Annotated in this window: 24 protein-coding genes; 14 read left to right on the top strand and 10 right to left on the bottom strand. The window is 72.6% G+C overall.

All coding sequences use genetic code 11. The features are described from left to right. Positions 1–44: 44 nt before the first annotated feature. Positions 45–437 (top strand): VOC family protein, encoded by a 393-nt coding sequence (locus N798_RS11915; RefSeq protein WP_035948774.1) that lies wholly within the window; start codon positions 45–47, stop codon positions 435–437. 130 nt (positions 438–567) lie between these two features. Here the strand turns inward: N798_RS11915 and N798_RS11910 are convergent, their stop codons facing one another. Further along, entirely contained in the window at positions 568–1,257 is a 690-nt protein-coding gene (locus tag N798_RS11910; RefSeq protein WP_035948772.1) for a sirohydrochlorin chelatase, read from the bottom strand. 27 nt (positions 1,258–1,284) lie between these two features. Then, positions 1,285–3,063, bottom strand: coding sequence for an ABC transporter ATP-binding protein (locus N798_RS11905; protein ID WP_229708814.1), 1,779 nt, complete (start codon positions 3,061–3,063; stop codon positions 1,285–1,287). 77 nt (positions 3,064–3,140) lie between these two features. Here N798_RS11905 and N798_RS11900 point away from each other — a divergent pair, with 77 nt between their 5' ends. Together N798_RS11900 and kynA are read left to right on the top strand one after the other, a co-directional pair. Beyond that, the gene (locus N798_RS11900) at positions 3,141–4,340 is read left to right on the top strand and encodes a thiolase family protein (RefSeq protein WP_035948796.1); all 1,200 of its coding nucleotides are present in this window, start codon (positions 3,141–3,143) and stop codon (positions 4,338–4,340) included. 92 nt (positions 4,341–4,432) lie between these two features. After that, entirely contained in the window at positions 4,433–5,233 is an 801-nt protein-coding gene (gene kynA, locus N798_RS11895; RefSeq protein WP_229708835.1) for a tryptophan 2,3-dioxygenase, read from the top strand. 254 nt (positions 5,234–5,487) lie between these two features. On the opposite strand, the gene N798_RS18930 is transcribed toward kynA, so the two are convergent. From N798_RS18930 to N798_RS11870, 5 genes are all read right to left on the bottom strand, one after another. Further along, positions 5,488–5,631, bottom strand: coding sequence for a hypothetical protein (locus N798_RS18930; protein WP_308738196.1), 144 nt, complete (start codon positions 5,629–5,631; stop codon positions 5,488–5,490). 265 nt (positions 5,632–5,896) lie between these two features. Continuing rightward, complete coding sequence (locus tag N798_RS11885; RefSeq protein ID WP_035948769.1) at positions 5,897–6,301, bottom strand: DUF6855 family protein; 405 nt, start codon at positions 6,299–6,301, stop codon at positions 5,897–5,899. Further along, positions 6,298–6,720: an MmcQ/YjbR family DNA-binding protein gene (locus tag N798_RS11880; RefSeq protein WP_035948768.1), complete on the bottom strand. Its 423-nt coding sequence runs from the start codon at positions 6,718–6,720 to the stop codon at positions 6,298–6,300. Before N798_RS11880 ends, N798_RS11885 begins: the two co-directional genes overlap by 4 nt. After that, on the bottom strand, positions 6,717–7,409 hold the full coding sequence (locus tag N798_RS11875) for a DUF2461 domain-containing protein (protein ID WP_052117262.1): 693 nt from the start codon (positions 7,407–7,409) through the stop codon (positions 6,717–6,719). Before N798_RS11875 ends, N798_RS11880 begins: the two co-directional genes overlap by 4 nt. Further along, positions 7,378–8,865, bottom strand: a complete 1,488-nt coding sequence (locus N798_RS11870) for an LLM class flavin-dependent oxidoreductase (protein ID WP_035948766.1) — start codon at positions 8,863–8,865, stop codon at positions 7,378–7,380. Before N798_RS11870 ends, N798_RS11875 begins: the two co-directional genes overlap by 32 nt. Before the next feature lie 71 nt (positions 8,866–8,936). Here N798_RS11870 and N798_RS11865 point away from each other — a divergent pair, with 71 nt between their 5' ends. The 9 genes from N798_RS11865 (at position 8,937) to N798_RS11835 (ending at position 16,990) form a co-directional block, all read left to right on the top strand. Beyond that, positions 8,937–9,836, top strand: coding sequence for an SDR family oxidoreductase (locus N798_RS11865; protein ID WP_052117260.1), 900 nt, complete (start codon positions 8,937–8,939; stop codon positions 9,834–9,836). Positions 9,837–10,104: 268 nt separating this feature from the next. Then, positions 10,105–10,257 carry a hypothetical protein gene (locus N798_RS18165; protein WP_156971717.1) on the top strand — a complete coding sequence of 51 codons (153 nt, stop codon included), beginning with the start codon at positions 10,105–10,107 and terminating at the stop codon, positions 10,255–10,257. A 62-nt stretch (positions 10,258–10,319) separates the two neighbouring features. Next, positions 10,320–12,527, top strand: coding sequence for an ATP-binding protein (locus N798_RS11860; RefSeq protein WP_229708810.1), 2,208 nt, complete (start codon positions 10,320–10,322; stop codon positions 12,525–12,527). 86 nt (positions 12,528–12,613) lie between these two features. Beyond that, on the top strand, positions 12,614–13,219 hold the full coding sequence (locus N798_RS18750) for a helix-turn-helix transcriptional regulator (protein WP_308738198.1): 606 nt from the start codon (positions 12,614–12,616) through the stop codon (positions 13,217–13,219). Positions 13,220–13,287: 68 nt separating this feature from the next. Beyond that, positions 13,288–14,070 carry a prolipoprotein diacylglyceryl transferase gene (locus N798_RS11855; RefSeq protein WP_035948764.1) on the top strand — a complete coding sequence of 261 codons (783 nt, stop codon included), beginning with the start codon at positions 13,288–13,290 and terminating at the stop codon, positions 14,068–14,070. Then, on the top strand, positions 14,067–15,638 hold the full coding sequence (locus N798_RS11850; protein WP_443093591.1) for a radical SAM protein: 1,572 nt from the start codon (positions 14,067–14,069) through the stop codon (positions 15,636–15,638). Before N798_RS11855 ends, N798_RS11850 begins: the two co-directional genes overlap by 4 nt. Continuing rightward, complete coding sequence (locus N798_RS11845; RefSeq protein ID WP_229708806.1) at positions 15,635–15,991, top strand: hypothetical protein; 357 nt, start codon at positions 15,635–15,637, stop codon at positions 15,989–15,991. The genes N798_RS11850 and N798_RS11845 overlap by 4 nt, the downstream gene beginning before the upstream one ends. 28 nt (positions 15,992–16,019) lie before the next feature. After that, positions 16,020–16,505 (top strand): hypothetical protein, encoded by a 486-nt coding sequence (locus tag N798_RS18160; RefSeq protein WP_156971716.1) that lies wholly within the window; start codon positions 16,020–16,022, stop codon positions 16,503–16,505. Positions 16,506–16,507: 2 nt separating this feature from the next. Beyond that, positions 16,508–16,990 carry an SRPBCC family protein gene (locus N798_RS11835; RefSeq protein ID WP_035948759.1) on the top strand — a complete coding sequence of 161 codons (483 nt, stop codon included), beginning with the start codon at positions 16,508–16,510 and terminating at the stop codon, positions 16,988–16,990. On the opposite strand, the gene N798_RS11830 is transcribed toward N798_RS11835, so the two are convergent. Genes N798_RS11830 through N798_RS11820 form a run of 3 tightly spaced genes read right to left on the bottom strand, consistent with a single transcriptional unit; the run spans position 16,962 to position 18,147 of the window. After that, positions 16,962–17,375, bottom strand: coding sequence for a PPOX class F420-dependent oxidoreductase (locus tag N798_RS11830; protein ID WP_035948758.1), 414 nt, complete (start codon positions 17,373–17,375; stop codon positions 16,962–16,964). The genes N798_RS11835 and N798_RS11830 overlap by 29 nt on opposite strands. A 17-nt stretch (positions 17,376–17,392) precedes the next feature. Further along, complete coding sequence (locus N798_RS11825; protein ID WP_035948757.1) at positions 17,393–17,755, bottom strand: UBP-type zinc finger domain-containing protein; 363 nt, start codon at positions 17,753–17,755, stop codon at positions 17,393–17,395. A 14-nt stretch (positions 17,756–17,769) separates the two neighbouring features. Next, positions 17,770–18,147, bottom strand: a complete 378-nt coding sequence (locus N798_RS11820; protein ID WP_035948756.1) for a DUF1304 domain-containing protein — start codon at positions 18,145–18,147, stop codon at positions 17,770–17,772. A gap of 36 nt (positions 18,148–18,183) precedes the next feature. Between N798_RS11820 and N798_RS11815 the strand changes: the two genes are divergently transcribed. Further along, positions 18,184–18,636: a pyridoxamine 5'-phosphate oxidase family protein gene (locus N798_RS11815; protein ID WP_035948755.1), complete on the top strand. Its 453-nt coding sequence runs from the start codon at positions 18,184–18,186 to the stop codon at positions 18,634–18,636. A gap of 72 nt (positions 18,637–18,708) precedes the next feature. Next, a complete protein-coding gene (locus tag N798_RS11810; RefSeq protein WP_035948754.1) occupies positions 18,709–19,461 on the top strand; it encodes a histidine phosphatase family protein in 753 nt (250 codons plus the stop codon). Positions 19,462–19,632: the final 171 nt, after the last annotated feature.

The raw sequence follows: 19,632 nt of genomic DNA, 5'->3' as shown, positions 1-19,632 counted from the left end.
GCCGACCCCTACCGGCGGCGGCGCGACGGGCCTACCGTGGAGAGATGATCACCGCGGTGCACACGCTGGTCTACTCGGACGACGCCCCGGCGACCCGGGCCTTCTTCAGGGACGTCCTGGGGTGGCCGTCGGCCTCGGACCCGGTGGCCGAGGGCGAGCCGGAGTGGCCGATCTTCCGCTCGGGCCCCAGCGAGCTCGGGGTGCACCCGACGACCGGTGAGGGTGGGGACCACGTGCCGCGCCACCACTCGATCTCGCTCATGTGCGACGACCTGCGGGCGACGATGGACGAGCTGGCGGCGCGCGGGGCGACCTTCACGACCGACCCGGTCGACCGCGGTTTCGGGGTCGTCGTCTTCATGTCCGTGCCCGGCGCCGACGACGTCATGCTCTACGAGCCGCACCACGCGACGGCCCACGACCTCGCCGCGAACTGAGCCGCTGGGGCGGAGCCCGATGGAACGGACAGGGTGCGCCGCCTGCGGGGATGGTGGTGCGTTCGGGTCGAGCACCCATAGGTGTTCGTGAACACCTATGGGTACTCGACCCGAACGGCACCCATCGGGGTCACGAGGATCCGAGCCTGCTGAGGACGACGGCGAGGACGGCGTCGGCGCCCTCGTCGTCGGATGCCAGCGGTGCGGTGACCAGGTCGGCGCCGGCGTCGTCGAGCCGGTCGTGGAAGTGCCCCTCGGCGAGGAGGTAGGACGCCACCACTACCGAGGGCGCGCCGCTGTCGCGGGCTGCGGCGACCGCGTCGGGCACGGAGGGGGCCGTCCCCGCGGCGTAGGCGACCGACACCGGCGCCTCCCACCCGGCGGCGAGCTGCTCGGCGGCGACCTCGACGTCCTCGGCCGCCTCGGCGCGGCTCGAGCCGGCGGCGGCGAGGACGACGTGGGCGCTCGACGGCGCCCCGGCCTTGCGCAGCCGCTCGAGCAGCAGGGTCGCGAGCAGCGGGTCCGGCCCAAGCTGCGCGAGCGCGAACGACCCCGGGTGGCCCGCCACCGCGTCGGCGATGTCGACGTCGACGTGGAACCCGCGGCTCAGCAGCAGGGGGACGACCGCGACCGACGTGTGCCGCGTCATGACGTCGTCGAGGACCTCGCCGACGAGCGGTGACTGGACGTCGACGAACGCGAGCGCCACCTCCTGCGTGGGCAGGGCCCCGTCCACCCGCTGGGCGAGGCGGCGGACGGTCTCGGCCCCGCGGGCGTCACGGGTGCCGTGGGCGACGAGGACGACGGCGGTGTGCTCCATCCCCGCAGTCCAGCACAGATGGCCGCCTCAGAGCTCGCCGGTCTGCACCCGCCACAGCGAGGCATAGCTGCCGCCCGCACCGAGCAGCTCGTCGTGCGTGCCGGCCTCGACCACGCGCCCGGCGTCGAGCACCCAGATGCGGTGCGCGTGCCGGACTGTCGAGAGGCGGTGGGCGACGACGATCGCGGTGCGGTCGAGCGTGGCCCTTCGCAGGGAGTCCTGGATCGCGGCCTCGGTCTCGTTGTCGACGGCGCTCGTCGCCTCGTCGAGGACGAGCACGGCGGGGTCGCGCAGGAGCGCCCGGGCGAGGGCGATGCGCTGCCGCTGTCCGCCGGAGAGGTTGACGCCGCGCTCGCCGAGGTGCGAGTCGAAGCCGTCCGGCAGCGCCTCGATGAAGTCGGCCGCCGCGGCCGCAACCGCCGCCTCGCGCACCTCCTCGCGCGTGGCGTCGGGCCGCCCGTAGGCGATGTTGTCGGCCACCGAGCCCGAGAAGATGTAGACGTCCTGTGCGACGTAGCCCATCGACCCGCGCAGCGAGTCCCAGTCGAGCTCGCGCACGTCGCGCCCGTCGAGGCGCACCGAGCCCTCGCGCGGGTCGTCGAAGCGCAGCACGAGGCGGAGCAGCGTCGACTTGCCCGAGCCGGTCGCGCCGACGACGGCGTGCGTCTCGCCCGCGGGGATGACCATGTCGATGCCGTGGAGGACCGCCGGACCCTCGCCGTAGCCCGCTGTCACGCCGCGGAGCTCCACCGCACCACGCACCGGCCGCTGAAGCGCCTCGGTGCCCGCGGGCACGGTGACCGGCTCGTCGAGCAGCCGCAGGATGCGACCGGCAGACGCGCGGCCGCGCTGGTAGAGGTCGAGAACGGTCGCGACCTCGGTCAGCGGCCAGAGCAGGCGCTGGGTCATGAAGACGAGCACCGAGTAGAGACCCACCTCGAGGTCGCCCCTCAGCGCCGACCAGCCACCGAAGAGCAGGGTGCACGTGAAGCCGGCGAGGATCGCCATCCGCACGAGCGGGACGAAGGCCGCACTGGAGCGGATCGCGTCGACGTTGGCCTTGCGGTAGGCCGTCGACAACGCGGCGATGCGGTCCCGCTCGCGGTCCTCGGCCGTGAACGCCTTGATCGTCGAGATGCCGGCGAGGTTGGCGCTCAGCGCACCCGAGAGGTCGGCGACGCTCTCGCGCACCCGTCCGTAGAGCGGCTCGAGGCGGCGCTGGAAGACGAGCGACCCGGCGATGATGAGCGGGATCGGCAGGAAGGCGAGCACGAAGAGCTGGAGGCTCGACGCCGCGAAGACCGCGCCGACGAGCACGACGTTGAGCGCCGTCTGGAGGATCGCGGCCGCGCCGACGTCGAGGAACCGCTCGAGCTGGTTGACGTCGTCGTTGAGGGTCGCGAGGGTCGTGCCGCTCGCCCGCCCCTCGTGCCACGACATGTCCAGGTGCTGCGCGTGGTCGTAGGCCTCGACCCGCAGGTCGTGCTCGACCCCTTGGGCCAGACCGCGCCACAGCACGTCCGCGACGTACTGCGACGCCGACTCGATGACCCACACGAGGACGTTGAAGGCCGCGAGCCACCCGAGCTGGGCGTAGCGGGACTCGATCCCGAGCAGCTCGCCGACGAACGAGTCGTCACCGCGGACGACGACGTCGATCGCCGCACCGATGAGGAGCTCGGGCATGACGTCGGCGACCTTGTTGACGGTCGACATCGTCACGGCGGCGACGAGGCGGCCGCGGTAGCGGCGGTGGCGCTGCCAGAGGGCGTGCAGGGGGCGGTCGGGGCCGGCGGGACGGGTCACCGCCACACACTAGGTCCCGCGCACGTCACACCGCGCAGCCCTGTCCCCGTGCTGACCGGCTTCCTACGATGGGCGCCATGACCGCCTCCCCCGCAGACCCCAGCACCGAGAAGATCGTCCTCGTCGACGGCGCCCGCACCCCGATCGGCAGCTTCGGCGGCATGTTCAAGGACGTGCCCGCCCACGAGCTCGGCGCCACCGCGGCCCGCGAGGCGCTCATCCGCTCCGGCGTCGCGGCGGAGGACGTCGACGAGGTCGTCATGGGCTGCATCGGCCAGGTCGGGCCCGACGCCTACAACGCGCGGCGCGTCGCGCTGGCGGCCGGGCTCCCGACGTCGGCACCGGCATACACGGTCAACCGGCTTTGCGGTTCGGGACTCCAGGCGATCTGGTCGGCGGCGATGCAGATGCGCTGGGGAGGCGTCGACCTCGCGCTCGCGGGCGGCGACGAGTCCATGTCGCGTATGCCGTTCTACGACTTCGGTGCCCGCGCGGGCTACCGCCTCGGCAACCGTGAGCTCGTCGACGGCACCGTCATGATGCTCACCGACCCGTTCCACGGCATCCACATGGGCGTCACCGCCGAGAACGTCGCGGCGCGCTACGGCGTGAGCCGCGAGGAGCAGGACGAGTTCGCCCTCCGCAGCCAGCAGCTCGCGACGAGCGAGGCCGGCCGGGCCGCCTTCGCCGAGGAGATCACCCCCGTCGAGGTCGGTGGCCGCAAGCCGTTCACCGCGACCGAGGACGAGCACCCCAAGCCGGGCACGACGCTCGAGGCGCTCGCCGGGCTGCGGCCCGCCTTCGCCAAGGAGGGCACGGTGACGGCCGGCAACGCCTCCGGCATCAACGACGGCGCGGCTGCCGTCGTCCTGGCCCGCGAGTCCGTGGCCGCGGAGCGGGGGCTCGCCGGGCTCGTCACCCTCGAGGCCGTGACGACGGGCGCGATGGAGCCCGAGCTCATGGGCTACGCACCGGTCGTCGCGCTCGAGAAGCTCTTCGAGCAGACCGGGCTGGGCGCCGACGACATCGACACCTTCGAGGTCAACGAGGCGTTCGCCGCGCAGGCCGTCGCCGTCGTCCGCGACGCCAAGCTCGACCCCGACAAGGTCAACCCCTACGGCGGTGCCATCGCCCTCGGCCACCCGGTCGGCGCGACCGGCGCGATCCTCTCGCTCCGGGTCGCCAAGGACCTGCACCGGCGCGACCTCGAGACCGGCGTCGTGACGATGTGCATCGGTGGCGGCCAGGCCCTCGCCGCCCTCTTCCGCCGCATCTGAGCTGCGGTCGTAGGGTGACCGGCGTGAGTGAGACATCGAGGCGCAACACCCGGGACATCGAGTCGGGCATCCACACCGACTTCAGCCGGGAGATGAGCTACGGCTCCTACCTGGCGCTCGACGAGCTGCTCAGCGCCCAGCACCCGGTGAGCGACCCGGAGCACCACGACGAGCTGCTCTTCATCATCCAGCACCAGACGTCGGAGCTCTGGCTCAAGCTCGTCCTGCACGAGCTGCGCTCGGCCGCCGACCTCCTCGCGCAGGACGAGATGCGGATCGCGCTCAAGCGGATCGCCCGCGTCAAGCACATCCAGCGCACCCTCACCGACCAGTGGTTCGTGCTCGCGACCCTCACCCCGACCGAGTACAGCCAGTTCCGCCACTACCTCGGCCACGCGTCGGGCTTCCAGTCCTGGCAGTACAGGGCCGTCGAGTTCATGCTGGGCAACAAGCACCGGGGCATGCTCAGGGTCCACGAGGCCGATCCCGCCGCCCACGCCCTCCTCGAGGAGCTCCTCGAGGCGCCGAGCATCTACGACGAGTTCCTCAGGTATCTCGCCCGACGTGGGTATGCCGTGCCGCAGGAGATCCTCGAGCGCGACGTGAGCGTCGCGCACGTCCCGAACGAGGAGCTCGTGCGCGTGCTCACCGGGATCTACGAGGACGCCGAGCAGCACTGGGACGTCTACGAGGCGTGCGAGGAGCTCGTCGACCTCGAGGACAACTTCCAGCTGTGGCGCTTCCGCCACCTCAAGACCGTCCAGCGGGTCATCGGCATGAAGACCGGGACCGGTGGCTCGAGCGGCGTCGGGTTCCTCCAGCGCGCGCTCGAGCTCACCTTCTTCCCGGAGCTCTTCTCGGTGCGGACCTCGATCCGCGAGCCCCGGAACTGACCGGTACCTCCCGTGTCGAACGGGAGGAGTTGGCGAGCTGTGCACGGGGACGGGAAGGGGAATCACAGCGACATCGCAGCGCCGTGCCCGAGCTGACGACCACCGGGCACCCACCGCACGGGCGTGCCCGCGCGCTCGCTCATGACCCCACCGTGGGGGCCACCGCTGCGACGTCACTGCGGATCCGCTGCGGACGGCTTGGTTCGGCCCGGCTCGTCGGTCGGCTCGTCGGTCGTATCGCGGTCGGCTCGCGGTCAGCTCGTCGGCCTGCCCGGCGCCTTCTTCGTCGGCTTCTTGACCTTGGGCGGCAGGGTCGCGATGTGGGCCCGGGCCCGCTCGAACCAGTCCGCGGCATCGGCGTCGCCCAGCCCGGGCGGCAGCGAGAGCCAGCCGTTCATCGGCCGCTCCGCCGGCCCGAACGGCCCGGTGCCCGGCAGGGCGCGCAGCTCCTCGAGGCCGCGTCGTCGAGCTTGACCCCGAGCGAGTCCCCGAAGAGCCCGGCAAACATGTTGCCGTTGACGAAGGCGCCGACCGACCCGAACATCGGCTTCAAGTGACGCCGGGGACGTCGGGCACGAGTGTACGGAAGTACGCCTTGGCCTCGTCGCTGTGCTTGGGCATCTGCATGGTCTGTCGACTCCTCGACTCGTGGGTGCCGGCGCCTCAGAGGGCCCGGGCGCGGTTGTTGCGGGGGTTGTGCTCGAGCTCCACGAGGCCCAGCTCCTCCAGCAGCGGCGGGAGGTACATCCCGAAGCGCCCGCGGTAGCCCTTGCGCAGGCCGTACCAGCCACCGACCGGGTTGTCCTCGGACCGGCCCCACGCCTCGATCGTGCCGTCCTTGGCGTCCTTCTTCTCGTCGGCGGCGCCGAGCTCCACCCAGTCGCCCTGCTCGACCAGCCAGGCGTGCAGGTCGTCGACGGCGCTGAGGTGGTACTTCAGCGTGGTCGTCCCGACCTGGCAGACGAGGACGGGCGGATCGGCCTCCTCGTCCCGCCACATCGTGTATGCCGACGTCCCGGGTGCCGTCGTGAGCTCCCAGGGCGACTCCTTGGTCCCGTCACCGCTCATGGAGCCAGGGTCTCAGGGCCGAGGTGCTCGCGGACGGCCTTTCTGGGCGCCCGGGCAGCCCACGCCTCGGTGATGATCTCCTCGAGCTCGTCGCGGTCGATCTCGCCGAGCCGGGAGAGTCGCACGAGCACGCCGGGGTGGCTGCGGAAGTGCGGGATGTCGAAGAACGGGTTGTCGGCCTCGACGAGCGACTGCTTGACGCCCATGTCAGGGGTGAACACGACGAGGAGGTCGTCCCACATCTCGCCCGTCTCGGGGTCGACCGCGGTCCTGTGCGGCATCCGGTAGAGCAGGAACCCCTTGCCCCCCACCTTCCAGGTCGGCCGGTCGCCCCACGAGATGCCGAGCTCGGCCCCGGGCAGGGCGCCGGCGATCTCGTCGACGTCCTCGGGTCGTGCGCGGCGGAGTCGCGCGCTCATCGCCCGCGTCCCGGCTTCTCGCTCGCCCCGACGTACTGGTCACACCACTCGACGAGCGGCCGCATCGCCGCCCAGTCCGCCCGCACCCGCTCGAAGACCTCCTCGGTCTCGAGCCAGTCCGGCGTGCCGTGGTCCCGTGACGCAGTGAGCGTCCGGTGCCGCAGCAGCTCGAGTCGCGGGGCGTCCTCGCGTATGCCGCGTGGCCGCGTCGCGAGCACGTCGCCTCCGATGTCGAAACCGTTGTCGGACAACGTCTCCACGATGTGCTGGAGGCGGGCACCCGCGACGTCGTCCTGCACGCTGGCGCGGTAGCGGGCGACCTGGTCGGACTCCGAGGCATAGAAGCCGCCCGCGGTCCGGAGGCCGTCGGGGCCGACCTGGACGTACCACCCCATCCGGGCCGAGGTCGGCACGAAGAGGCCCTGGTGGTCCTTGTAGGGGCGCTTGTCCTTGCTGAAGCGCACGTCCCGGTTCGGGCGGAAGACATTGGGCTCCCCGAACTCCTCGGTGAGCACGTCGCCGAGGTGCTCCAGCGGCTCACGCACGTTGGCGGCATACCTGTCCTTGGAGGCGGCCCACCACTCGCGGGTGTTGGAGGCCCCGAGCTCGCGGTAGAAGGCGACGGCGTCGAGCGGGATGCCCGGGACGTCGGCGGGCTCAGCCGAAGCCGTGGGTGGCGAGGGCGTCATGGAGCGCCTCCTCCTCGTAGGACAGGTGGGCGAGCAGGGACTCGGCGAGGTCGTCGACGGCGTCGGAGAGCGCGTCGATGGCGCGGTGGCCCTCACTGCCGTCGGCCGGGTCGGCGACGAGCGCGACCAGAGCCCGGTCGAGGCCGTCGAGCAGGTCGGCGATGACCTCGTGCTCGTCCTGGAGCCGGGTGACGACCGGCTCGAGCGTGGGGTCCGCCCGCAGCAGGTGGGGGAACATGCCGCGGTCCTCGTTGGTGTGGTGGCCGGTGACGATCCGGCAGTAGGACTCGCAGTAGGCGCCGAGGGTCCAGTTGTTCTGGCGCATCGTCATCGTGTTGATCGCCGACCGTGCCGAGCCCACCGTCGCGTGGCCCTCGCGGACCTGGCGCACGATGTCGCGCACCTGGTCGAGCTCGGCCCGGAGGTAGTCGTGGACCTCGACGAGGTGGGCGGGGATGGCGAGCTGATGGGCGGTGAAGCGCGAGGACGACTGTGTCGCAACGGTTTCGGCGGACGCACGCACTTCGGGGTCGTTGGTCGCCGCCGATGGTGTGCTTTCGGACGTCTCGCGACCGCCGCCCTCCCGCTCGGCCGCGACGAGCTCACGGGTCAGTGGCGCCACCTCCTCGGCGAAGCGGCGCAGGACGTCGGGGTCGTCGGTGGCGAGGATGAAGGTGCTCATCCCGAGGCCGACGGCGAGGTCGGTGAGCTGCTCGGCCCAGTCCTTCGGGGTCCCCTGGAGCAGCCCCGAGCCGGTGCCGAACCGACCGTGGACGTTGTAGAGCCTGCGGACATCCTGCGGTGCGCGCCCAGCGGTGATGGCCGCGTCGTCGATGCGGGCGTTCATCTCGGGCAGCGCCTCGGGTGGGGCGTAGGCCAGGCTCGGGATCCAGCCGTCGGCGAGCCGTCCGGTGACCCGGAGCATCCGCGGCTTGAGGGCCCCGACCCAGATGGGGATGTCGTGCGCCGGCCGCGGACCGGGTCGCAGGCCGCGGGTGGAGTAGTGCTCGCCGTCGTGCCGGCCGGTCTCCCCGGCCCAGAAGCCGCGCAGGACTCCGATCGCCTCGACGAGCGCGTCGACCGCCTCCCCCGGACTGCGCCGCGGGCCACCGGCCGCCTCGATGGCGTCCCAGAACGCGCCCGCCCCGAGCCCCAGCTCGACGCGGCCGCCGGTGAGGACGTCGAGGGTTGCGGCGGCCTTGGCGAGCACGACCGGTGGGCGCAGCGGCAGGTTGGCGACGTTCGTCGAGAGCCGCACCTGGCTCGTGCGCGCACCGATGGCCGAGAGCAGCGTCCACGTGTCGAGGTGCCTGGCCTGGTAGGGGTGGTCCTGGACGCTCACGTGCTCGAGGCCGAGGACGTCGGCGAGCTGGGCGAGCTCCAGCACCTCGCGGTGGCGGGCCGCGTCCGGGTTGGGGAAGACGCCGAACTCGAGGTCGAGGCCGTAGTCGGGCATGGAGGCATCCTTCCAGTGCAGGGTGGGTAGGACAGGACGAGCACCCACACCCGGCAACGAGGAGGAGACCCATGCCCACCGACGACCAGACGTTGAACGCGCAGAGCACGTCCACGCAGGAGCTCACCGACATCCCCGGCCAGCAGCAGGACTGGCCCGGGACGACCGACGAGCTGTCACCGACCCCCGACCACGGGGAGTCGTCGTGGACCGGACGGGGCCGGCTCGAGGGCAAGCGCGTCCTCGTCACGGGCGGAGACTCAGGGATCGGCCGGGCCGTCGCGGTGACCATGGCCAAGGAGGGCGCGACCATCGCCATCGCCCACCTGCCGCAGGAGCAGTCCGACGCCGAGGACACGGTGCGGGCGGTCGCAGAGGCCGGCGGCACGGCGCACCTCTTCGCCACCGACCTCACCGAGCTCGCGGCCAACCAGACGCTCGCGACCGACGCCGTCGAGGTGCTCGGCGGCCTCGACGTCCTCATCTGCAACGCGGCCTACCAGATGACCTTCGACGACCTCGAGGCCTTCCCGCCCGAGCAGATCCAGCGCACCTTCGCGACGAACGTCTTCTCGACGTTCTGGCTCGTGCAGGCCCTGGCGGGTGAGCTCGAGAAGAGCGGCGGCAGCGTTATCGTCACGACGTCGATCCAGGCCTACGAGCCGTCCGGCCATCTCCTCGACTACGCCGCGACCAAGGCCGCCCTCAACAACCTCGTCGTCAACCTCGCCGGCGAGCTCGGACCGCGCGGCATCCGGGTCAACGCCGTCGCACCCGGGCCGATCTGGACCCCTCTCATCCCCGCGACGATGGAGGAGGAGAAGGTCGAGGGCTTCGGGTCCGACACCCCGCTCGGCCGGGCCGGCCAGCCCGTCGAGGTCGCCGCGGCCTACGTCTTCCTCGCCTCCGACGAGGCGAGCTACGTCTCCGGCACCGTCGTCGGGGTGACCGGCGGCAAGCCCGTCTTCTGACTCATCACACGAACGGACACCCGGCTCCCGAGCCGGGTGTCCGTTCGCGAGCCTCGTTGACGAGGCTCGGGAGCGGCGCTCCGGCTCGCGAGCCCCAGTGTCCGCACCCCGCGCCGGGCGGACGGCATACGGGGGTCCAGAGGTAGGCGTCACGCCCCGCCTGAGGTAGGCGGCCACGCACGAAATACGGCACCTGACCGATGTGGGCGGCTACCTCACCCGACGACTGTTGAGGAGTCAGCAACAGCCAGGTCGGAAAGGACCAGCGATGAACACCTCCTTCATCACCCCCGAGGCCGTCCGCGCGGAGATGCACGCCCGCTACGGCCAGTTCCCCGAGACGCAGGAGCGCCCGGGCTCCTCGCTCCACGTGATCCGCCGCGTGCGGGCCCGTGTCAGCGCCGCCCGCCGCACCCGCTGAACCGGGTGACCTCCGGAGTGGGGCTCGCGCCCGAGTCGGTGGAGTCGTCGATACTTCGACTCATGACCCCTCCCGTGCGCGAGCTCGTCGGACGCGACGCCGACCTCGCCAGGCTCGTCGAGATCCTCGGACTCGACGCGCCTCGCGGGGGCGGCGTCGTCGTGTCCGGCGACGCGGGCATCGGCAAGTCGAGCCTGCTCGCCCGCGTCTCCGCCGACGCCGAGGAGGCCGGTTGGACCGTCGCGTGGGGGCACTGCGTCGGCCAGTCCGGCAGCGGCGTCGCCCACCTCCCCTTCACCGAGCTCGTCTCGCGGCTCGAGGTCCTCGACCCCGAGGCCGTCGAGCAGGTCGTCGCGACGCGCCCCGCCCTCGCCGTGCTGCTGCCGGGTCGCCGCGACACCGCCGGCGCGTCCTCGCCCGGCCAGGTCGCCGAGGCCGTCCACGCCCTGCTCACCGTCGTCGACGAGCGGTCACCGCTGCTCGTCGTGCTCGAGGACGCCCACTGGGCCGACCCGTCCTCGCGCGACCTCATGACCCTCCTGCTCACGCGCGGGTTCTCCTCGGCCGTCGCGCTCGTCGTCACCTACCGCTCCGACGACCTCCACCGCCGCCACCCGCTCCACGAGACCCTTGCCGTCTGGGCGCGCATCGCCGGTGTCGAGCACGTCGACCTCAAGCCGCTCGACGACGCCGCCATCCGCGACATCGTCGCCACCGCGGGCTCGCTCGACCTCGGCGCCCGCACGACGCAGGAGATCACCCGCCGGGCCGAGGGCAACCCGTTCTTCGCGGAGGAGCTCGCCGCGAGCACCGTCTCGGGACAGCCGATCTCCGGTGGCCTCAGCCGGGTCCTGTGGGCCCGCGTCGAGCAGCTCTCCGCGCCGGCCCAGGAGGTCGTGCGCACGATGGCCGTCGGCGGCCGGACGATCTCCCACGACCTCCTCGTCCGCCTCGTCGACCTCGACGAGGCGGAGCTCGAGGCGGCGATCGCCGAGGCCGTCGAACGGCACGTCATCGAGACGCGGTGGCCGCCCGCCTACGCCTTCCGCCACGCCCTCCTCGCCGAGACGACGACCGCCGACCTCCTCCCGGGGCAGCGGATCCGCCTGCACCGCGCGTATGCCGGTGCGCTGGCCGCCGATCCCGGCCTCGGCTCGCCCGCAGAGCTGGCTCGTCACGCCGCCGCGTCGGGCGACCTCGTCACCGCGGTGCGGGCGGCCCGCGAGGCCGCGCGTGCGGACCTCGCGGTAGGTGGCCCGGCGAACGCCCTCCAGCACTTCGAGGACGCCCTCGGCTGGCTGCCCGAAGAGGCACCCGAGCGCGACGAGGTGAGCCTCGAGGCCTCCGACGCGGCGCTCACCGCCGGGGACATCGTCCGGTCGGTGCAGCTGCTGCGCGACCGCATCGAGCACCCCGGCCCCGACCAGTCCCCGACCGTGCGCGCCCGGCTGCTCGCCACCTGCGCCAACCGGTGCCGGCTCGTCGACCTCGCCTTCGCGCAGTCACCGCTCGACATGACGACCGAGGCGATGGCCCTCGCGCCGCAGGGTGACGACGCCGACCGGCTCTTCGTCATGACCGCGCACATGCAGCAGCTCGTCGACACCAGGCAGTACCCCGAGGCCGCCGCCCTCGGCGAGGAGGCGACCGGGCTCGCCGAGCGCCTCGGGACCCCGCTCACCGAGATCCGCACGGTCATGTCGCGGGTCATCGAGGTCCACGACGACCTCGACGCGCTCGAGCGCCACATCGAGGGCCTGCTCGCCGACCTCGGCGACCGCGACCCGCTGCGGGTGCGCATCCACCACCAAGCGGCGACGATGCACCACCGGCGCGGGCACCTCGAGCAGTCGCTCGAGTCCTACGACCGCGGCGCAGCCCTCGCCGCGGAGCTCCACATCGACTGGGCCCCCTTCGCACTCGAGTCGAGACTCATCGGTGGGCTCACGGCATACGAGATCGGGGACTGGGACGGCGCGGTCCGGCGGCTGCACGTCACCGACCCGCCCTGCCCCAGCCGGGGCGGTCGTTCTTCGACGCCGCGCTCATGTCGGTGCGGGCCGCGCGCGGCGAGGACATCGCCGAGAGCGAGATCGCGGCGGTGCGCGAGTGGTGGCACGTCGACGGGTTCGGCGTCGTCCAGCTCGTCATGCCGGCCGTCGAGCACTACGGCCACCGGGGTGAACTCGCGCGCGCCCTCGACATCGCCGAGGACGCCGTCGACGACCTCGAGCGCACGTGGGGCCGGTTCCACGCCATCGTGCGACTGACCGCTCTCGTCGCCGGGCAGGTGGCGGGCAACGCACCACAGCTCGACGCCGCACTGCTGCGCCGCGCGACGGCCGACCTGGAGACCATGACGGCCCGGGTCGACGCCATAGTCGGCGAGCCGCAGCGGGGCGTGCTCGAGCCCACGACGTCGGCCATCGAGGACACCAACACCGAGACGTGGGCCTGGGACCGTCGCCTGCGCGCCGAGCTGTTGCGGGTGCGGTGGCTCACCGGACAGGGCACCCCGCCGCCGGTTGGAGACATGGTGGCGGCCTGGCATGAGTCGGTGGACGCGTTCGAGCGCTACGGCCACCCCTACGAGACGGCGCGGTCGCGGGCGAGGTTCGCCGCCGTCCTGCGTGCTTCGGGTGACGTCGCCGGCGCTCGCCGCGAGGCCGACCTGGCGCGGGAGGTGGCGACACGTCTCGGTGCCGGCCCCCTGCTCCGCGAGCTCGACGCACTCGAGTCGGCACCGGCCACCGCGACGGACGACCCCTACGCCCTCACCCCGCGCGAGCAGGAGGTGCTCGAGCTCGTCGCCCGAGGCCTGAGCAACGGGCAGGTCGGCGCACAGCTCTTCATCTCGACCAAGACGGCGAGCGTCCACGTCTCGCGCATCCTCGCCAAGCTCGGCGCCTCGTCGCGCACCGAGGCCGCGGCGCTGGCCCGCGAGCGCGGCCTCGTCCCCTGACCTCGCACCGCGCGTGGCTGAGTCCCGATACTCGGGCGCGAGCCCGGCTCGGGTGGGAGGGTGTCCACGTGATCCCCCGCCTCGGCCCCGTCCCGGCCCACGAGCTCTTCGTGGCCCTCGGGGTCGTCGCGGCCGCGGTGGCCTTCGTCCTCGAGGCCCGGCGTCGTGGCCAGCGCGACGAACGGCTGCTCCACGTCGTCCTCGGCGCCGTCGTCGGCGGCGCGGTCCTCATGCGGATGGGGACGTGGCTCCAGCACCTCGACCTCAGGCAGAACGCCTCGGTCATGGAGCAGTGGCTCCACGGCAACCGCTCCATCCTCTCCGGGCTCGTCGGCGCCTGGCTCGGTGTCCACGTCGCCAAGAGGCTCACCGGCTACCGGCTGCGGACCGGCGACCTCTTCGCACCCGCGGTCGCGCTCGGCATGGCCGTCGGGCGGGTCGGCTGCCTGCTCACCGAGGAGCCGGGCACGCCCACCGGTGGCGGCTGGGGCATCACCCTCGACGCCGCCGCGGCCGAGCGGACGGGGAGCGTCGCCGGGGTGCCGCTCCACCCGTCGTTCGTCTACGAGATCGCCTTCCACGCCACGGCGTTCGCGGTGCTGTGGTTGTGGCTTCGCCACCGCGACCTGCCTCCGGGAGAGACCTTCGTCTGGTACGTCGCGGCATACGGGGTCTTCCGGTTCGCCGTCGAGGCGGTGCGCGGCAACGAGGTCGTCTGGATGGGTCTCACCCGGCCGCAGCTCTTCCTCGCCGTGACCGTCCCGGTCGTGCTGGCGCGCATCGCGTGGCGCTGGCGGTCCGGTGCGTACGCACCCACCCGTCCCGCCCCGCCCGTGGAGGTGAGCGCGTGAGCGCACCCCGAGGAGCCGGTATGCCGTTGCGAGACTCGCGCGTGCACCGCTACGTCAACGCGTTCTGCCCCCTGTGCCACGAGGAGCGGCCCGACCGGCCGCTCGCCGAGGTGCGCCGGCTCAGCGGCTGGCTCGCCGTGCGGGACGGCCGGGTGTGGCTCGAGCGCGGCTGTCCCGACCACGGGCTCGTCCGCACGCTCTATGACGAGTCGCCCGAGATCCTCGCCTACCTCGAGCAGTGGACGGCGCCGACGAAGGTCCACGAGCCCGACACCCTCGGCAACTTCAAGCCGGTGCCCAGCGCCTACGAGGACGGTCTGCCGCAGATGCAGACCCAGCACACGTGCATCCTCCTCGAGGACCTGCTCGACCACTGCAACCTCAAGTGCCCGACCTGCTTCGCGGAGTCCTCACCCGCGCTGGCCTCGGTCGCGCCGCTGGAGCAGGTGCTCGCGTCGATCGACACCCGGCTCTCCCGCGAGAACGGCCGGATCGACGTCCTCATGCTCTCCGGCGGAGAGCCGACGCTCTACCCTCGGCTCGAGGAGCTGCTCGACGCGGTGACGGCCCGGCCGATCGTGCGGGTGCTCGTCAACACCAACGGGCTGCGCATCGCCCAGGACGACGAGCTGCTCGCGCTCCTGCGCCGCCACCGCGAGCGCGTCGAGGTCTACCTCCAGTACGACGGCGAGTCGGCGCAGGCGTCGATCACCCACCGGGGCGCCGACATCCGCCGCTTCAAGGAGCGCGCGATCGAGCGGCTCTCGGGCGCAGGGGTCTTCACGACGCTGACGATGACGGCGGCGCTCGGCGTCAACGACGACGAGATCGGCCACGTCGTCAAGCGCGCCCTCGACACGCCCTACGTCGGTGGGGTCACGATCCAGCCGGTCTTCGGGAGCGGCCGGGGCAGCGGGGTCGACCCTCTCGACCGGCTCACCCACACCGGCGTCCTCGCCCGGCTCGAGGGCCAGACCGGCGGCCAGGTGACGTGGCGCGACCTCACGGCACTGCCCTGCAGCCACCCGCACTGCTGCTCGGTCGGCTACCTCCTGCGCGACGACGCGGGCGAGTGGCGCTCGCTCACCTCGCTCATCGGTCACGACCGGCTCAAGGAGTGGCTCGACCTCGAGCCCGACCTCCTCGCGAACCGGATCGCCGACGACGCCATCCCGGACGCGATGAAGGCGATCGTGCGCGGCTCCCTACTCGACCTCCTCAGCGAGCAGTCGTCGCTGTCGCACCCGTCGATGGCGACGATCTGGAAGGACATCTGCACGAGCTGCGACCTCGGCATCGGGACCCTCGCCACCCTCGCGTCGTCGCAGCTGCCGGGGCGGCACGAGAAGCTGCGGACGCTGCTCGGCGAGCGAGTGCTGCGCGTGACGGTCAAGCCCTTCATGGACATGAACACGATGATCGAGGAACGGCTCACCCAGTGCTGCGTCCACGTCGCCACGGTCAACGCCGAGACGGACGCGCACCAGTGCGCACCGTTCTGCGCGGTCCAGGCGTGGGCGCCCCTGTCCCGCACCCGGATCTCGACGGCGACGGGAGTCCGGGCATGACCGACCCGCGCATCGTGCCAACCGACTCCCTGAACCTCGCGGGCACCTCGCCGTCGGCGGCCGGCGTGGGTGCGCCGGCCGCGGCCGGCGGGGAGGCCGCGGCGGCCCCGGACCCGCTGAGGCTCTGCATCTTCGCGACCGTCGCCCTGCTGGGCTGGCTGCTCGGACCCCTGGCCCTCGCCTTCTTCGCCGGCCTCGGGGTCGTCGGCTACGCCCGCGCGCGCAGGGCCGGGCTGCTCCGCTCGAGGTGCCTGCTCGGCGACACCCGCCTCGTCCTCGCCTACCTCGCCACGCTCGTCCTCCTCGCCATCGCCGCGCTCGTCGTCGGCTTCGGCCCGTGGCGGCTGTGGTGACCGCCCTCGACGTCCGGGAAGGAGCCCGATGACCGACCAGCCACCCGAGGGACAGGAACCCCGCGGACCCGTGCCCCCGCCAGGGCCACCGCCGCACCAGGGGCAGCCCCCGGGGCGATGGCAGCAGCCCGGAGGCCAGTACCCGCCACCGCCGTACGGCCAGCTGCCACCGGGACAGCTGGCGCCGGGCCAGCAGCCTTACGGTCCCTACGGCGCGACCTACGCACAGCGACCACCGGCACCCGGGATGGCGACGTGGGGCAAGGTCGTCCTCGGCGCCCTCATCGGACTCTTCGTCTCCGTCGGCTCACCCCTCCTCGCGTTCGCACTGGCGGGCCTCGACGCGCCGGTCGAGCTCCTCGTCCTCCTCGTGACGGTCATCCCGGTGCTGCTCGCCTCACCGCTGCTCATCGCGCGCCAGACGAGGTCGTGGGGCATCGGCATCATGCTCGGGCTCGCGGTCGGCAGCTTCGTGCTCGGCGGTGCCTGCGTCTCGCTCGTGGCAGGCTACTGACGATGGCGACCTTCACCGCGACGAAGACCTCCGAGGCGACGGTGGCCCATGAGCGCGACCTCGTCTGGGAGGTCCTCACCGATCCGTCGACGATCGCCAGGATCACGCCGATGGTGCGCGCCATCACCGCGGACGGCGACCTCTGGCACTGGCAGCTCGTGCGGATCCCCGTGCTGGGCAGGCACGTCGAGCTCGACTTCACCGAGCGGATGGACTTCGACCCGACCTCTCGCATCACCTTCACCCACGAGCCCGACGGGCACGAGCGGGCCGGCACCGACGGCCGCTACGACCTCACCGGCGCCCGGCCGGAGGGGTCGACCCACCTGCGCATGGAGCTCTCGGTGTCCGTCGACCTCCCCTTCCCCGGCATCGCACGCCCGGCGGTGCAGGCGTCGATGCACGGGGTGCTCACGGCCATGGGCTCCGGCTTCGCCCACGGGATCGAGAAGGAGCTCAGGAGTCGAGCGGCACGACGTCGGTGATGACGACCGCGGCCCGCGGCCTGCGCCCGGGCAGTCTCTCGAGGACGGGCTCCACGACGGTGAGCGCGCGGTACCACCAGCCGTACTTCGCCCCGATGGCCCGTTTGACGCGGGCAACGGAGGCGGCGTCACGCTCCACACGTGCGCGACCGGCATACCGGGGTGCTTCGGGAGCGACCTCCCCGCGCACGCTGCACGGTCGCAGCTCGACTCGGTCGGTGTGTGCGAGCCGCTTGGTCTTGCCCGTGCCGTCGACCGTGACGACGAGGAGGTCGTCGCCGTCGGGCGCGACCCACACGGGCGTCGGGACGCCGGCGCCACTGCGGCGGAAGGTCGTCAGCTCGACGTACTGCTGCTCTGCGAGGAACCGGGTGACGTCGTCCATGCGGGTATGCCGTCCGCTCACCGGTGGATGAGGTCGCGCCAGTTGTCGGGCACCCGGCCCTGCGGCCCGGGCACCGGCTGGTCCTCCGGGCGCGCGGTCGGCTCGGCGAGCGAGGGACCGCGACCCATCTCCTCGGTGGCGTAGTTCCACAGCCACGCCTCACCGGGCTCGAAGCTCGCGACGATGGGGTGACCCGTCTCGCGGAAGTGAGCGGTCGCGTGCTGCTCGGGGGAGGTGTCGCAGCAGCCGACGTGGCCGCAGGCGGTGCACCGGCGCAGGTGGACCCACCAGCCCTGTGCCGCAGTGCATTCGGCGCATCCGGTGCCCGATGGCGGGACGGAGGGGTCGAGGTCGGCCGACTCGGCGAACAGGGCTGCCATGGCTCGACGCTCCGTCAGCCGAGCAGCAGGGCGAGGACGGCGAGGGTCGGGGCGACCCCTTGGATCGCGGCAGGTCGCAGCTTGGTGGAGTCGCTCGCGGCGAGGACGAGCGCGGCCGCGGCCATCGACCCGCACCCGGCGAAGATGAGCGCAGCGCCCGCGTCCTCGGACCCGGAGGCGTGCAGGGCCACCCCGACGAGCGCGACGACGGCGAGGAAGAGGTTGTAGAAGCCTTGGTTGTAGGCCATCGGCTTCGTCACCTCCGCCGTCTCCGGCGTCGTGCCGAAGACCTTGCGCGTGGCAGGCGCGGTCCAGGCGACCGACTCGAGCCGAAAGATGTAGACGTGGATGGCCGCGGCGACCACGGCGAGCACGTAGGCGACGACGACCATGCTCGAAGCGTAGGGCCCGGAGGGCAGGATGGGCCCATGGACGCTCCGCGACCGCGCGACGTGCGGCTGGCCGACACCCGCGCCCGGCTCGAGACCGACATCGACCTGTGGGTGGCGACGGCCCCTCCGGACGGCGGCGGACCGGGTCTCGTGCCGCTGTCCTTCGACTGGGACGGCTCGCGACTGCTCCTCGCGACCGGTCGCGACACCCCCGCGGGTCGCAACATGCGCGAGAGCGGCGTCGTCCGCCTCGCCCTCGGAGGGCTGCGCGACGTCGTCATGGTCAAGGGCTCGGTCGAGGAGGTTCCTCTCGACACGCTCCCGGCCGAGCGTTGGGAGTCGTATGCCGTCCGCACCGGCTGGGACCCGCGCGAGTCCGGTCCTGCGTATGCCGCCTACCTCGTCACGCCGGTCGTGGTGCAGGCGTGGCGCGAGTACCCCGAGCTCGCCGACCGCACCCTCATGCGCGAGGGCGTCTGGGTGGGCTGACCAGCACCGATGCCGCCGACGGGGGCGACCCGGACTCCTGCGGACGACGGGAATCCGCAATAGCCTCGTCCCATGCCAGCCAGCAGCATCATCCTCGTCCGGCACGGACAGTCCGAGGGCAACGTCGCCGCCGAGTCAGCGCAGCGCGAGCGCCTCGAGCGGATCGACGTGCCCGCCCGTGACCCCGACGTCGCCCTCTCCGGGCTCGGTCGTGAGCAGGCCGGTGCCGTCGGGCGGTGGCTCTCGACGCTGCCGGACGGCGAGCGCCCCGGGATCGTGTGGACGAGTCCCTACCGGCGGGCGCGGGAGAGCGCCGAGATCGCACTGTCGGTGGCCGAGACTGAGCTCGACCTGCGGGTCGACGAGCGGCTGCGTGACCGCGACATGGGGATCACCGACATGCTCACCGCGGCCGGCATACGGTCGAAGTACCCCGAGGAGGCGGAGCGGCGCGAGTGGATCGGCAAGTTCTACTACCGCCCGCCGGGCGGCGAGTCGTGGGCCGACGTGGCCATGCGGGTGCGCGCGGTGCTCACCGACATCGGCAGCACGGAGAGCCACGACAGTGTCCTCGTCACCGCGCACGACGTCGTCATCCTCATGTTCACCTACGTCGCCGAAGGGCTCGACGAGGAGGGAGTGCTCGAGCGCTCGCGCACCGAGCCGCTCAAGAACGCCGCCATCTGCCGGCTGGAGCGCGACGAGGAGTCCCCGACCGGTTGGCGGGTGAGCGACTACAACATCGACTCGCACCTGCGCGACGTCGGCGTCGAGGTCACCGACCAGCCGGGCGCCTCGGACGAGGTGGGTGTGGGCCGTGGCTGAGGTGCCGGTGGCCGTCCGGGGCGGCGACGCCGACGCCCCCCGGCCGGTGACGCCGCACCTGCTCGAGGACTGGCCGCTGCCCGAGCCCGAGGGCAGCAAGTACAGCCGGGGCCAGGCGCTCGTCGTCGGCGGGTCGCGCTCGACACCCGGCGGCGTGCTGCTCGCCGGGCG

Origin of the sequence: Knoellia flava TL1 (assembly GCF_000768675.1) — a bacterium.
Lineage (GTDB): Bacteria > Actinomycetota > Actinomycetes > Actinomycetales > Dermatophilaceae > Knoellia > Knoellia flava.
This window is presented reverse-complemented; position numbering and strand designations above follow the sequence as displayed.